Origin of the sequence: Rahnella aceris, from assembly GCF_011684115.1 — a bacterium.
GTDB lineage: Bacteria > Pseudomonadota > Gammaproteobacteria > Enterobacterales > Enterobacteriaceae > Rahnella > Rahnella aceris.
In genome coordinates this window covers 908,800-924,055 of record NZ_JAADJV010000001.1, presented here as the reverse complement: position 1 = coordinate 924,055, position 15,256 = coordinate 908,800, and the positions used below count along the sequence as shown (strand labels likewise).

At 43.2% G+C, this 15,256-nt stretch carries 11 protein-coding genes; 6 read left to right on the top strand and 5 right to left on the bottom strand.

All coding sequences use genetic code 11. The features are described from left to right. The first annotated feature begins 350 nt into the window (after positions 1-350). From GW591_RS04165 to GW591_RS04155, 3 genes are read left to right on the top strand one after another with little or no spacing between them, the layout of a single operon-like run. Positions 351-1,169 carry an ABC transporter permease gene (locus tag GW591_RS04165; protein ID WP_037034861.1) on the top strand — a complete coding sequence of 273 codons (819 nt, stop codon included), beginning with the start codon at positions 351-353 and terminating at the stop codon, positions 1,167-1,169. Next, complete coding sequence (locus tag GW591_RS04160; RefSeq protein ID WP_119261475.1) at positions 1,159-2,550, top strand: ABC transporter ATP-binding protein; 1,392 nt, start codon at positions 1,159-1,161, stop codon at positions 2,548-2,550. The genes GW591_RS04165 and GW591_RS04160 overlap by 11 nt, the downstream gene beginning before the upstream one ends. Beyond that, a complete protein-coding gene (locus GW591_RS04155; protein WP_037034863.1) occupies positions 2,547-6,182 on the top strand; it encodes a glycosyltransferase in 3,636 nt (1,211 codons plus the stop codon). The genes GW591_RS04160 and GW591_RS04155 overlap by 4 nt, the downstream gene beginning before the upstream one ends. 69 nt (positions 6,183-6,251) lie before the next feature. Here the strand turns inward: GW591_RS04155 and GW591_RS04150 are convergent, their stop codons facing one another. The 4 genes from GW591_RS04150 to rfbC form a co-directional block, all read right to left on the bottom strand. Next, positions 6,252-7,148 (bottom strand): glycosyltransferase family 2 protein, encoded by an 897-nt coding sequence (locus tag GW591_RS04150; protein WP_037034865.1) that lies wholly within the window; start codon positions 7,146-7,148, stop codon positions 6,252-6,254. 50 nt (positions 7,149-7,198) lie between these two features. Next, a complete protein-coding gene (locus GW591_RS04145; RefSeq protein WP_037034867.1) occupies positions 7,199-8,032 on the bottom strand; it encodes a glycosyltransferase in 834 nt (277 codons plus the stop codon). A gap of 123 nt (positions 8,033-8,155) precedes the next feature. Then, entirely contained in the window at positions 8,156-9,028 is an 873-nt protein-coding gene (rfbD, locus tag GW591_RS04140; RefSeq protein ID WP_119261474.1) for a dTDP-4-dehydrorhamnose reductase, read from the bottom strand. Next, positions 9,025-9,561 carry a dTDP-4-dehydrorhamnose 3,5-epimerase gene (gene rfbC / locus GW591_RS04135; RefSeq protein ID WP_037034871.1) on the bottom strand — a complete coding sequence of 179 codons (537 nt, stop codon included), beginning with the start codon at positions 9,559-9,561 and terminating at the stop codon, positions 9,025-9,027. The genes rfbD and rfbC overlap by 4 nt, the downstream gene beginning before the upstream one ends. Before the next feature lie 611 nt (positions 9,562-10,172). Between rfbC and rfbB the strand changes: the two genes are divergently transcribed. Together rfbB and rfbA are read left to right on the top strand one after the other, a co-directional pair. After that, entirely contained in the window at positions 10,173-11,237 is a 1,065-nt protein-coding gene (gene rfbB, locus GW591_RS04130) for a dTDP-glucose 4,6-dehydratase (protein ID WP_119261473.1), read from the top strand. 19 nt (positions 11,238-11,256) lie between these two features. Then, positions 11,257-12,129, top strand: coding sequence for a glucose-1-phosphate thymidylyltransferase RfbA (rfbA, locus tag GW591_RS04125; RefSeq protein ID WP_037034876.1), 873 nt, complete (start codon positions 11,257-11,259; stop codon positions 12,127-12,129). Between the two features lie 114 nt (positions 12,130-12,243). Here rfbA and galU read toward each other — a convergent pair whose 3' ends face one another. Then, positions 12,244-13,131: a UTP--glucose-1-phosphate uridylyltransferase GalU gene (galU, locus tag GW591_RS04120; protein ID WP_013575068.1), complete on the bottom strand. Its 888-nt coding sequence runs from the start codon at positions 13,129-13,131 to the stop codon at positions 12,244-12,246. A gap of 462 nt (positions 13,132-13,593) precedes the next feature. Here galU and GW591_RS04115 point away from each other — a divergent pair, with 462 nt between their 5' ends. Further along, entirely contained in the window at positions 13,594-15,183 is a 1,590-nt protein-coding gene (locus GW591_RS04115; RefSeq protein ID WP_013575067.1) for a TerC family protein, read from the top strand. Positions 15,184-15,256: the final 73 nt, after the last annotated feature.

Sequence of the window (15,256 nt, the reverse complement as noted above, 5' to 3'; positions counted from 1 at the left end):
ATCGCACATGCCAGCAATCCCCTGCTTCGCCCTTCTCAGAGGCCAGCTTTACTTTACCGGTAACATGTGGGGAATGCAGGTAAAAAAGAGCTAAAGTGACAGCGAAAGTTTTGTTGCCTCTATCAAGCCGCTTAGAGCAGCGTTTCTGTACGATTGGCATATAAAGTTACCTCCTCCAATTGGGGCTGCGACAAGTTAGATTTATCTGAGGGGATAAACCAACATAAGGCATGTATCCTTTAGCCCAACTTTGGGGTTAAAATTACCGGCTAAGGGTAAAGTGTTGTCTATTAAGACCCCCTATAGTAGAAGCATAATGAGGTTTTTATGAGTTATGAGGTAGTTGCCTAATGCAATCTTTCAACGCGTCCCCCCGAGAATTCGTGGCAAGCGCTGTACGCAACCGAGCATTAATTTATAACCTGGTCAAAAGGGAAGTTGTTGGGCGATATAAAGGCTCAATGCTGGGTATACTTTGGTCGTTTTTTAACCCTGTATTTATGCTGGCCGTTTATACCTTCGTTTTTAGTGTCGTATTTAATGCGAGATGGGCAGGTGGTGGTCAGTCAAAAACAGAATTTGCACTTATACTGTTTGCAGGGCTAATAGTTTTCAATTTATTTGCAGACTGTTTCAATCGTGCGCCGGGTCTGGTACTTGCTAATGCTAACTATGTTAAAAAAGTTGTTTTCCCTTTAGAAATCCTTCCTTGGGTGTCGGTCGGTTCAGCACTATTTCATGCAATGATCAGCATCATCGTCTGGGTCATCTTCTACATTTTCGTCGTCGGAGTTCCGCATTTAACTATTCTGTTACTCCCGATAACAATTATTCCATTAGTTCTGCTTTCTGTTGGTGTGAGCTGGGCTCTGGCATCCCTGGGTGTTTATTTACGCGACGTTTCACAACTTGTTGCGGTACTGACGACAGTCCTGATGTTTTTATCGCCAATTTTCTTCCCTATTGAAGCATTGCCGGAACATTATCGTCCTTTATTGAAGATGAATCCGCTGGCACCCGCTATCGCTGAAATGCGCGACGTTCTGTACTTCGGTGGGATCCCAAAGATCAGTTCTTTCTGCATTTATTTTGCAGCTTGTAGCCTGGTAGCCTGGCTCGGTTTTGCATGGTTCCAAAAAACAAGAAAGGGGTTTGCCGATGTCTTGTAATTCCATCGATTCTTCGATAGACGTTAAGGCTGCAGATATTGATGTCCGCACAGAAGAAATTGCTATTAGTGTCGAAGGTCTGGGGAAATGTTATCAAATTTATGAAAAACCCCGGGATCGCCTCCTACAAATATTTTTTCGTGGTCGCAAAAACTTCTTTAGAGAATTTTGGGCATTACGGGATGTTTCCTTTAAAGTACGCAAAGGGGAAACTGTAGGGATTATTGGCCGCAATGGTTCAGGTAAATCCACACTCCTTCAGATGATTTGTGGAACATTAAACCCAACGGTTGGTAATGTCACTGTTCAGGGCAAGGTCGCTGCCCTTTTAGAATTGGGGGCAGGTTTTAACCCCGAATTTACCGGGCGTGACAACGTCTACATGGCGGCCTCGCTCTATGGCTTAAGTCGTGAAGAAGTGACGAAACGATTCCATTTAATTGAAACATTTGCAGATATTGGCGAGCATATCGATCAGCCAGTCAAAAATTATTCAAGCGGAATGTATGTACGACTTGCGTTTGCTGTCATTGCGCATGTGGATGCTGACATCCTGGTTATTGATGAAGCACTTGCCGTTGGTGATGCAGTATTTACGCAAAAATGTATGCGTTTTATTCGTAAATTTAAAGAAACGGGTACACTGATTTTTGTCAGCCACGACATGAACTCGGTACTGAATCTTTGTCAGGATGCCGTATGGCTTCATAAAGGTGATTTAGTAAAAACGGGATCAGCCAAAGAAATCGCAGAAGATTACCTGCAGTACACATTGCAGGAAGTCTACGGTGAGGATGCCAAACTCCAGGCATTAGCGGAATCGACCGGAAATGCCAACCAGGCTCTTGACGAAGCCTTCGAAGCTAATGAGCCAATACTTCTCGATTACGAAAGTAAAATTAAGGTTACGGATAATCTGAGTCAAGCGAATGGCTGGAAAAGTGGTGCCGGAGAGATTACCGCTGTCGAACTGACCACTTATAACAATGAAACGAAAACGGTGTATCAGGGTGGAGAATCAGTCAAGTTGGTGATCAAAGCCAAAGTTGAAACCCATTTTGACCGCCCTATTCTGGGTTTTATTGTCAAAGACAGATTAGGTCAGGATTTATTTGGTGAGAATACTCTCCCTTTCACCAACTTACATCCAAAAGAAATTGAACCTGGGCAGAATATTGAGGGAGAATTTAAATTTAAACTCCCCATGCTGCCTAACGGTCAATATGTCGTCATGGCATCACTTGCTAATGGTGATATTCACGATCATGTTCAGCACCATTTCCTGCATGATGCCCTTATTATAAATGTCTCTTCAAGCAAAGTTCGCTGGGGACTGGTTGGTATTAATTTTTCAAAAGTTGATCTGAGAGCCATAGTATGAAAAAACTTTACGATTTGTACGAAGAAAGCACAGGTAAAATTTCAGATAAATGGAATATTTATTTTGATGCTTACGATAACATCATGGCTCCCTATCGTAATAAAGCAGTCACCATGCTTGAGATTGGTGTTCAGAACGGCGGATCTCTTGAAGCCTGGTCAAACTATTTCCCTCATGCTGAAAAAATTATTGGTTGTGATATCGACGAGTTATGCGGAAATTTAGAATATACCGATCCTCGCATTAGCGTTTTTGTGGGAGACGCCACCTCCGAGAGCACCAGTAAAAAAATTATCAATTTCCAACCTGAACTCGATATTGTTATCGATGATGGCTCGCATACATCACCTGATATTATTCGTGCCTTTTGTAAATATTTCGGCACCATTAGGAATGGCGGTGTGTTTATTGCTGAGGACCTGCATTGTAGTTACTGGGAGAATTACGAAGGGGGTATCTACCATCCCTATTCTTCCATTTCGTTCTTCAAAAGACTTGTCGATATCATCAATCATGAGCACTGGGGAGTTGATAAAGCATCCGGAAGCGTACTTGATGAATTTAAAGAGCACTATCAAGTTGAAATCGATGACGAAATTTTATCAAAAATTCATTCTGTCGAATTTATAAACTCTATCTGCGTCATCCGCAAAAAAGAACATGAACAGAACATTCTGGGTGAGCGATACATTGCCGGGGAGGAAGAGTCCGTTGTTGTGGGTAACAAGAACTACCACAAAACTCTTCTTAACTCCCCCCCTCAGAATGACAATATCTGGTCTACCATGCTGCATTCTCCTGCTGCCCAGTGGCTTGAGATGAACGAAAGCTTAGCCAGTCTGACAACAGAGCATGAGCAGAGCCTGCATGAATTAGAACAGCTCAAAGCAGAGAACAGTAAGGTTCAGGAAAAATGTATGCAAGTCCTGGCTGATAATGTGGATTTGCATCATTTACTCGACAAGGCCAATTCAACGACGAGCCATTTACAAAACCGTGCATCTCAACTCGAAAGCCGAGTCATTGATTTAGAAAAACAAATTAATGAAATCTGGAAATCGAAAAGCTGGAAGATAACCAAGCCTATTCGTTGGTTCTTCATTAGCCTGCGCAGAGCAAAATTACTTTCTCGTCTAATTGGTCCATCTATTAAACGAGGTGGCGGCGTATCCAGCACATTCAGAAAAGCAGTCGGAGTTTATCGCCGAGATGGACTTATGGGGATCCGCAGACGCTTACGCTCAGTTGCGCATCACCTGCCCTCTGAAAACTTTATTCACCCGACTTACCCTATTTTAAAAGAACAGATCACGTTACCCGCCGAAAAGATTTTAGTGCCGCGGGTACTAATCATTGGGGAACTCAGTATTCCTCAATGCAAAAAATATCGTGTACTTCAAAAACAAGAAATGTTCCGCCAAAGAGGATATGAGTGCAATATTCTAGACTGGAATGATATCGCCGGGGCTTTCGAAGCATTACAGCGGCATTCCGTGGTCATTTTCTACCGAGTTCCAGGCTTCGAAAGTGTCATGCATGTGATTGCCGAAGCGAAGAGACTGAACATTAAGACTTACTGGGACGTTGATGACCTAATTTTTGATGAAGAGATACTGAGAAACAGTAAAACGCTTCAGGGCCTTGATCCTACTGTTTTAAAAGATCTCATCAATGGTGCAACACTTTATCGGAGCACTATGTTGGCCTGCGATGGTGGTATCGCCTCGACTCCCGGCCTGGCAAAAGCAATGCAGGAAGCCGGAGTAAAAGATGTTGTAATCATCGAAAATGCGCTTGATCACCAAACTATGGTGACGGCCGATGAGATCAATAATTCAGCAATAAGTTCAACTAAGTCAGATGAATATGTACGTATAGTTTACGGTTCAGGAACTAATACACATAATATTGATTTTGAAGAAGCGGCACCGGCTATTGCAGTAATTTTGGCAAAATATCCTAATGTGAAATTTAGAGTGATCGGTCAACTGGATTTACCCGATTATTTATCAAAACATATCTCACAGGTAGAATTTTTCCCTACCTGTACATATGAAGAGTATTTGGTGCTACTCTCTGAATGCGATATCAGTATTGCACCACTGGAAAATTATATTTTCAACGATTCAAAAAGCAATATCAAATATATTGAAGCCTCATCACTTCATATACCATCAATATGTTCACCGCGCTCTGCATTTACTCAGGCCATCATGCATGAAAAAAATGGTTATCTTTGCAACAGTGAATCTGAATGGATCATGGCATTCAGTTCATTAATTGAAGATAAACAAAAACGTATTGAAATAGGTGAAAGAGCCTATCAAAATGTAATGTCTCACTATTCACCAGTGAGTATTGCACAAGATCAAGTTCAACCTTTTATTGACCATATTTTTAGTGAAAAAAGACGACAAACAATTCTTTCCGTGAACTGTTATTATTCCCCACGTTCATTCGGTGGTGCAACGATAGTTGCTCAGGAAATTAACAAAGAGCTTCGTAATAACGGAACAATTGTACATGTGGTCACTGCATTTTCTGACCGCGACGTAGCATCGTACCAATGTAAGCGCTATGAAACTGATGGAATGAATGCATTTGGCATTGGCATTCCGGATAATTTAAGCTCAAGAGAAAGCTTTGATAACCTAAATATCACGTCGGTATTTGAAGATATTGTAAAGGTCACTAAACCAGATATTGTTCATTTCCATTGTATTCAGGGAATGGGTGTCAGCATGTTAGACATATGTAATCAATTTAATGTTCCATATGTTGTTACCCTTCATGACGCATGGTGGCTCAGCACAAACCAGTTTATGATTGACACAAATGGCGTTTATGTCGGTCAGGCGATGATTGATGCTGAGCGTGAGACTGGAAACATTGCTAATAAGCATTTCAATTTCCTTAGGGATTCGCGGGTAAGAGGAACTCTCAATGCAGCAGCAGCCATATTATCACCAAGCAAATATTTTGCCGATTTCCATATTGCCAATGGCTTTAAAGATGTCATTATTAATAAAAATGGCATCCTGAAGCCTAAAAGCACCAAGCATGTACGCTCAGGTAACACACTAAGATTTGGCTACGTTGGCGGTAATACTGAAGTTAAAGGTTTCCACCTTATCCGCAAGGCATTCACTAAGCTTTCAGATAAAGACATCAGCCTTAGCATTGTCGATAATACAACAAATCTTGGGTATTCCTCTTTCACGGAGTCTGAGCTTGATTTCTTCGACAATACTATTCTTGTTCCTGGATATACTCAGCAAAATATTGACGATTTCTTCTCCAATATTGATGTATTACTTTTCCCTACTCAATGGAAGGAAAGTTTTGGCCTAACGGTTAGAGAAGCGTTAATCCGTAATGTCTGGGTCATCGTCACGGATGCTGGTGGTGTGACTGAAGACATTATTGAGGGGGAAAATGGTTTTATCATACCTCTTCAGGATAAAGGTGAAGCTCTATATGCAGCCATTAATAAAACAGTTGCTATCTATTCAGAGCGCTATGCGCAAGGTGAAGTTGTATTGCCGAGCAATACAATTACTACCTTTGAACAACAAGCAGTCGAATTACAGCATATTTTTGATAAAATATTAAGCACTAAAATTCCTGACTAAGTTTATCTAGCATTTAAAACAGATAAAGCCAACAATTGTTGGCTTTATCATTTGAATAAGTAATACACGTCAATGTCTGCGATTTAAGAAACCATCTTTAATAGCTCGTAAAAAGCTATGTAGGTATTCTCTCTTTTTACTCTTTTGGGTAAGAATCAAAATAACCTGATGTATAAAATTGAAAATAAACTCACGAACGACCATCAGTTTAGGTACATGCTTCATTCGTAACAAAAAGAAAGCATTACGTACACGATAATATCTTCTGAATGGCGAATGTACGGGAATATTGAACATGAAAAATCTAACGATCTTATCGCCAATAGAATGTGTCATACGGGCAGAGGTCCCTACATAAATAGTGTATCCTTGGCTAGTTGCTCTCAAACACCATTCCGTATCGACATAATCAATAAAAAGTGATTCATTCATATAGCCTATCTGACGTATAGCGTCGATAGGTATCATTGACCCTGACGAAATAATCAGTGATGTTGCAAAAGGGGCACTATAATTTTCAGGATTTATTTTTTTACGTAAACCAAACCGATTAATATCAATAACTTTATAGTAAAAACCATGCCTGGAATCCGTAAACACTGGTCCTATAGTCGCTATTTTGGAGTCATATTGTCTGACTCTCAAAAAATCTTGTGTCAGCGCTCGGATGTAATTCTCATCAATTTTACTGTCCTGATCAAAGAATACGATGTACTCAGCGCCCTTTTCTTCTGCCTTTCTGATACCTATATTTTGTGCTGCCGCAATCCCAAGGTTTTTTTCAAGCTCAATAAAGACGCAAATCTCGCGTAAGTTTGCAAATTTTTCACGGCCCAGACTGCCATTATCCACGACGATAGATTCGACACCCTGTCTTTTGAGTGAATCAATGAGATGCATGAGGTCATTAATTATCGGTTGATAAGAGACAATAACGGCAGCCGGTTTTATTTTTTCACACAACATGCATCACTTCCCTATTTCCCAGCAACCAAAACCGTCAGGTATGACGTGACTCATTTCTTTGTACACACCGGGAGCGCGGACAGGCAAGTTTTATTGACTTCTTTTCTTTTCCTGTCAAAAATCCAACCCCATTTATTAAAATAAAGGATCGAAGATTTAATATGACACATTAATAAAGATGTATTTTTGTATGACCCCTTACCAAACTCATGAATGATTTCTTTACCTGAACAATACATTATTTCAGTATGGTCCAGCGCTCGTCGACATAGATCAACATCTTCAAGATACATAAAGTACCTTTCGTCAAAACCTTTGAGCTTTATTAATAAATCAGAAGAAATTAGCATAAAACAACCCGAAACCGAAGGGACAGAAAAGTTCCTGCTAAAATCGGCATCTTGTATTTCATATCGCTGATCCATTTTCTTCGCTAACGACGGCATGAAACGTCTTAAAAAGAGATTCAGCGGAGTCGGCAAGAGTTTACAGCTATATTGCTTGGAGCCATCTGAATAACGGATTGGAGGAGAAACAAATTTGTAGCCATGACAACGGCACTCTTCCAATAAATAAGAAACAACGCCCTCATTAAAATATACGTCGGGATTACAGATTAAAAAGTACTCACACTGAGGTAGAAACTCCGCCATTGCCTGGTTATGCCCGTGGCCAAAGCCACAGTTTTTGTTGGATTTAAGAACTATAATACGCGGATTGTTAAGGGAAAATGCCCAGCCGCAACCACCATTGTCAACTAATACAATCTTGGCTATCTGCGGCTCACGAAGCAGAGAATTGATAGTACGCTCAATCTGGGCATAGGTATGATTGAATAAGACGATCGAGGCAATGACGTCTGATTTCACTAAGTCAGCAACCATGATTTACACTTCCTATCCCCTGATATGTGAGGGGATTTTATATTCAATCAAAAACAGAAATGATTTTTAACACTGATATTTAATTGAGGCAGGCTGAACCAACCTCAATTACCCGTCCGACGTTTATGCACTGACTTCATTCAATATTTTAGGGATAATCGTTTCCAGTTGTTTCTTCCAGTTTCCTGGTGCAATACCTGCAGCATTCAGTTTATTGGTATTCATGACTGAATAACGCGGACGAGCAGCCGGTGTTGGATACTCTTCAGTAGTAATCGAAGATAATGCCGGTATCCGGGGATATGAACCTGAAGCATGCGCAGTGGCGAAGATACTCAGGGCAAACTGATACCAGCTAACGCTTTCATCGCCACTATAGTGATATAAACCCGGCTTGAAATTAGGTATCGACAGTATTTCGATAATAGCCTGAGCCAGATCACCCGCATAAGTTGGACAACCGTACTGATCACCGACAATACTCAAAGCATCGCGTTGAGCGCCGAGGCGAAGCATTGTTTTAACAAAATTATTACCATATTCGCTAAATACCCACGATGTGCGGATCACAATCCCTTTAGGTGATTGTAAAACTTCCAGTTCACCAGCCCGCTTTGTCACCCCATAGACACTTTTAGGGTCACAGTTGTCTGATTCACTGTAGGCAATTTTACTTTCACCATTAAACACGTAATCCGTTGAAACATGGATGAAAGGAATATTGAGCTTACCGGCCTGGCTTGCCAGATTCTTGACAGCCTGACAGTTAATGGCAAAGGCGGCATCGTAATCAGATTCAGCTTTATCTACAGCGGTATAAGCTGCCGCATTAACAATGGCATCAGGCTTGAAACTATCAATAACTTTTTGAACTGCAACAAGGTCGGTAATATCAAGTTGCTTTCTGTCAGTGGCTAATATTTCCAATGATTCGCCAGCGCGATCACTAAAACAGCGCCCCAGTTGCCCCTCTGCTCCCGTCAGCAAGACTCTCATTTGAAAAGCTCTCCGAACGATTTACCTTTACCATCTTTTTCCGAAAGTAATGGGCTTTCAACAGGCCATTTTACCCCGACTTCAGGATCGTTCCAGATCAAACATCCTTCATTGCGAGGATCATAGTAATCAGTGCATTTATACTCAAAATCGGCGAAGTCTGAAATCACCACAAAGCCATGGGCAAGACCGGGTGGTACCCACAGCTGATTCTTATTGTCTTCCGAAAGATATACACCTACCCACTTACCGAAAGTTGCGGACTCTGGACGGATATCAACCACAACATCAAATACTTCACCACGGACAACACGAACCAACTTGCCCTGCGGTTTAGACGTTTGAAAATGTAAGCCACGAAGAACGTTTTTCGATGAACGGGAGTGGTTATCCTGAACAAAATCCAGATCGATTTCTAACATTTCCTTGTAGCGATTTTGCTGAAATGTTTCCAAAAAGAATCCGCGATCATCACCGAAAACTTTAGGTTCTACTAATTTTACGCCAATAACTTCTGTGTCAATAACATTCATTTTTATAGCTCACTCGTTATGCAATTATCCAACGACACGTTACCTTTGCTGTATAAACGGTTGTTGATGCCGTTCTTACAAATTCCATTTATGAAGCATTCAGCCATTCCCATTTTCTAAAAAATCGTACCACAAATGCCTATTGCGGCTCACTCAGAATCTGGCTAAAAGTTCATTTCTCGGCTAACTGTATCTTTACTATACGGTTCGTTGCTTACAAACTCATCCGCAATTTGCAATACACTGACCAGCAGAGCACCGTGACCGATAATGAGACAGCCCCCCCTCTCTGAAACCAAGTTTTTGCTGCAAATTGGACAATTCCTACAAGAACCCTGAGTCACAAGTAATATGATACCTGTCCAGTTCTGGCAGAAGATTTTGTGTGTGTGCCCCCCACAACAGCAGGGTACTTTTCAAACAGACCGTTGATATATTTTAGTTAAATATAGCTTGCAGAAATATTTAGCATGAAAATGCAGGAATCACCTGATTATAGCTGCGCTTACACTAACTCTGCGCTACGCTATGTTCTTATTCGCGACAAAAGCGAAATAGCTGATTTTTTGGGCATGTGAAAAAGCTAACACTTAATAAATGAGTACGTATATATGAAAATTTTGATCACCGGTGGTGCCGGTTTCATCGGTTCAGCAGTTGTTCGTCACATTATTGATAATACAAAGGATAGTGTCCTGGTTGTCGATAGCCTCACATACGCGGGCAATCTTGAGTCACTCCTTCCCGTATCATCTGATCCCCGCTATCAGTTTGCGCAGGCAAATATTTGTGATCGCACAGAACTGGATACTCTTTTTACTGACTTCCAACCGGATGCTGTTATGCATCTTGCTGCTGAAAGCCATGTTGATCGCTCGATTGATGGCCCGGCAGCCTTCATCGAAACCAACATTGTTGGCACTTATGTGCTTCTGGAAGCAGCCCGACATTTTTGGCTTTCTCTGCCTGAAGAGGAAAAATCGGCTTTCCGCTTCCATCATATTTCAACGGATGAGGTGTATGGCGATTTGCACGGCACAACGGATCTTTTCACTGAAACGACGCCGTATGCGCCAAGCAGTCCCTACTCTGCATCTAAGGCCTCCAGCGATCATTTAGTGCGAGCCTGGCAGCGCACTTACGGCTTCCCTACTATTGTGACAAATTGTTCGAATAATTACGGTCCTTATCATTTCCCGGAAAAACTCATTCCACTCATCATTCTTAACGCACTTTCAGGTAAAGCATTACCGGTATACGGTGATGGCGCACAGGTGCGCGACTGGCTGTATGTTGAAGATCATGCCCGTGCACTTTATAAAGTGGTTACCGAGGGTGTCGTAGGCGAAACCTATAACATTGGTGGTCACAATGAGCGCAAAAATATTGACGTCGTTAAAACCATTTGTGAGTTGCTCGATGAACTGATTTCCGCAAAACCAAATGGGATCGCCAAGTTCTCCGAACTGATTACATTTGTGAAAGATCGTCCTGGTCACGATATGCGTTACGCCATTGATGCCAGTAAGATCGAGCAAGAGTTAGGCTGGAAACCACAAGAAACTTTCGAAAGCGGAATTCGTAAAACGGTTGAATGGTATCTGAACAATGAAAATTGGTGGCGCCGGGTTCAGGATGGTTCTTATGCCGGTGAACGTCTTGGCTTGACTAACTAATTTTAAGGAGAAGAATCTAGTGAAAGGTATCGTTTTAGCTGGCGGTTCAGGCACACGCTTGTACCCCCTAACCCGCGGTGTATCGAAACAGCTGTTACCGATTTATGATAAACCGATGATTTATTATCCAATATCTGTGCTTATGCTGGCAGGTATTAATGAAATATTGGTGATTTCTACCCCTGAAGATATGCCATCCTTTCAACGCTTACTGGGTGATGGTTCTCAATTCGGCATTAAACTCGAGTATGCAGTACAGCCATCTCCAGACGGCCTTGCCCAGGCATTCATCATCGGTGAAGAGTTTATAAACGGCGAACGTTGTGCACTTGTTCTTGGCGACAATATCTATTTTGGTCAAAGCTTTGGCAAACAGCTTGAAGCCGTTGCTAAACGAGAAACGGGCGCAACAGTCTTCGGCTATCAGGTTCAAGACCCCGAGCGTTTTGGCGTGGTTGAATTTGATAAGGACTTTAAAGCACTTTCCATTGAGGAAAAACCATTAAAACCAAAATCTCAGTGGGCAGTGACCGGACTCTATTTCTATGACAAAAATATCGTTGAAATGGCTAAACAAGTTAAGCCATCTCATCGTGGTGAGCTTGAGATAACGACATTAAACGAAATGTATCTTGAGAAAGGTCAATTGCAGGTGGAGCTTCTGGGCCGAGGTTTTGCGTGGCTCGATACAGGAACACATGATAGCCTGATTGAGGCTTCACAATTCGTCCACACCATTGAGAAACGACAAGGTTTTAAAGTAGCTTGTCTGGAAGAGATTGCGTTTCGTAAAGGATGGTTGAGCAAAGAGCGTGTTGCTGAACAAGCTGCATTAATGAGCAAAACTGCTTATGGCGCGTATCTGACCCAACTACTTAACGAACATAACTGATTATAAATTCAGGCTGATGGGCTAGTCCGGCCTGAATTATTTTCTAAATATCACTTCAGATAAAAAAAAGCACCGAAAATTCGGTGCTTTTTATTGCTCGAAGTCAATCAATTTTTACTCTTCGGCAAACTCTTTCAACCATGCCTTGAACGCTTCGCCCTGCGTGTTATGGCGAATACCATACTCAACAAACGCCTTCATATAACCGAGCTTATCACCACAGTCATGTGAACGGCCAGTCATGGAGAAGGCTTCAACAGTATGTTTTTTCATCAGCATGGCAATGGCATCAGTCAGCTGAATTTCATTACCTGCACCGTACGGTGTCACTGCCAGCAGTGGCCAGATAGCTTCGGACAGAACATAACGGCCGACAACCGCAAGGTTTGATGGCGCGTCCTTCAGTTCCGGCTTTTCAACGATAGCCGTCATTGGCGCGCTTTCGCCCGGCTCAACTTCTACGCCGTTGCAGTTAACAATACCGTACTTGGAAACGTCTTTCTCCGGCACTTCTTCAACCATGACCTGGCTGTTGCCAGTTTCCTGGAAGCGACGAAGCATGGCAGCAAGGTTATCTTTACGCAGATCGCTGGTGGAATCATCCATCAAAACGTCTGGCAGAATAACCGCGAAAGGAGAATTACCAATCAGAGGTTTTGCACACAGAACCGCATGCCCAAGGCCTTTTGATTGCCCCTGACGTACGTTCATGATGGTCACGCCTTTCGGGCAGATAGACTGCACTTCTTCCAGCAGCTGACGTTTCACACGGGATTCAAGCATACTTTCCAGCTCGAAAGAGGTATCGAAGTGGTTTTCGATCGCGTTTTTCGAAGAGTGTGTGACCAGAATGATTTCTTTGATGCCCGCCGCAGCACATTCATTAACGATGTACTGGATCAAAGGCTTATCGACGATAGGCAGCATTTCTTTTGGAATGGCTTTCGTCGCTGGCAACATACGTGTGCCCAGACCGGCAACAGGGATAACAGCTTTTAACATTGTAAAGGATACTCCTTGAAACCTATGGTGTGTAAATTCAGTCAGTTACCATCCAAACGCGTCAGGGATTTCTCTGAACTGAAATTGTAAAATTGATTTAAATTCCCAATCCGATAGTTCTTCCATGAGTATAGTCTCTGTGATTTGGTTTAGGGAGACCATACTCATGACTTTAGGACTCAAACACGATTATGTTAATTCAGTTACGATACCAGTAAGCCGCACCAAACAGTAAGCTAAAGGCTTATTTTTAGGAATGTTATACCTGTTCGGTGATTTAATAATCGTAACTTGCTGCTTTCCAAATCAGTCCTGACGGCTTTTTATCACATCTCATCCTTCTTCCCCCGGGCCCCCTTGCCAGTTTGCCTAGACCGCTGTTTTAGATTTGAAATTTGGGGCGCTGGCGCCCATTATTCAACGTGCGACAATCGTCGTGTAACCAAAGGTGAAAAACGCAATATGGAATGGATCGCCGATCCCTCGATTTGGGCCGGGCTTGCGACCCTGGTAGTTCTCGAAATTGTCCTGGGGATAGACAATCTCATTTTCATTGCCATCCTGGCGGAAAAACTTCCGCGTCAGCAGCGTGACAAGGCTCGCGTCACCGGGCTTTTACTGGCCCTCGTCATGCGCTTACTTCTGCTGGCCTGCATTTCCTGGCTTTCGACACTGACCCGCCCTCTTATTGCCGTGCTCGGGCATCCGTTCAGCGCGCGCGATATGATTATGCTTGCGGGGGGGATATTCCTGTTGTTCAAGGCGACGATGGAGCTTAATGAACGACTCGAAGGCAAAGATGAAGAACAAAGCCATCAGCAGCGCGGTGCTAAATTCTGGCCGGTCGTTGCTCAGATTGTCGTGCTGGATGCGGTCTTTTCACTCGACTCAGTGATTACCGCGGTCGGGATGGTTGAGCATCTGGCCGTCATGATGGTGGCGGTGTGTATTGCTATCGGCCTGATGCTGTTAGCCAGTAAACCACTGACACGTTTCGTGAATGCGCATCCGACTATCGTCATCTTATGTCTCAGTTTCCTGCTGATGATCGGCTTCAGCCTGGTTGCCGAAGGTTTTGGCTATGTTATCCCGAAAGGGTATTTGTATGCCGCGATCGGTTTCTCCGTGATCATTGAAGGGCTGAATCAGCTGGCACAGTTTAACCGCAAACGCTTTTTATCCTCGCGCCGCTCTCTGCGTGAACGCACTGCAGAAACCGTATTGCGCGTCTTGCGTGGCAAACATGAAGAAGCCGAACTTGATGCTCACTCCTCAAACATGATTGCAGACAGCGCTGACGAAGAAGATGCAATTTTCAACCAGCAGGAGCGTCACATGATTGAACGCGTGCTGGGACTCGGGCAACGCACCGTCAGCAGCGTAATGACCTCCCGCCACGACGTAGACCATCTTGAACTTAATGACCCTGTCGACGTGCTGACGCAGCAAATCGCTGATAACCAACATACCCGTATGCTGGTCACCGAAGACAGCTCCACCGACGAACCGCTTGGCGTTGTGCACGTTGTCGACCTGCTCAAACAACAACTGCTGCAAAATGAACTGGATCTTAAGGCGCTGATCCGCCAGCCTCTGATTTTCCCGGAACAGCTTTCTCTGCTGATGGCCCTTGAACAATTCCGCCAGGCAAAAACGCATTTTGCTTTCGTGGTCGATGAATTTGGTTCTGTCGAAGGGATCGTGACCCTGACGGATGTGATGGAAACCATTGCCGGTAACCTGCCAGAGTCTGACGAAACGCCTGATGCACGGCATGATATCCAGCAGCAGGAGGATGGAAGCTGGATAGCCAACGGCTACATGCCGCTTGACGATCTGGTGATGTATATTTCCCTGCCGGTGGATGAAAAAAGGGAATATCACACGCTGGCCGGTCTGCTGATGGAATATACCCAAAGTATCCCGCAGGTGGGCGCGCAGATACACATTAATGACTATCTGTTTGAGCCTTTAGAAGTCAGCAGTCACCGCATTTTAAAAGTGAAGATCACGCCACCTGATACCGCCTCTGAAGACGATTACGAAGTCTGACTCAATCCTGTAAACAAAACGGGGTGCCTGCGATGGCACCCCGTTTTGTTTATGCTCAGAATTGGCTTAGAAA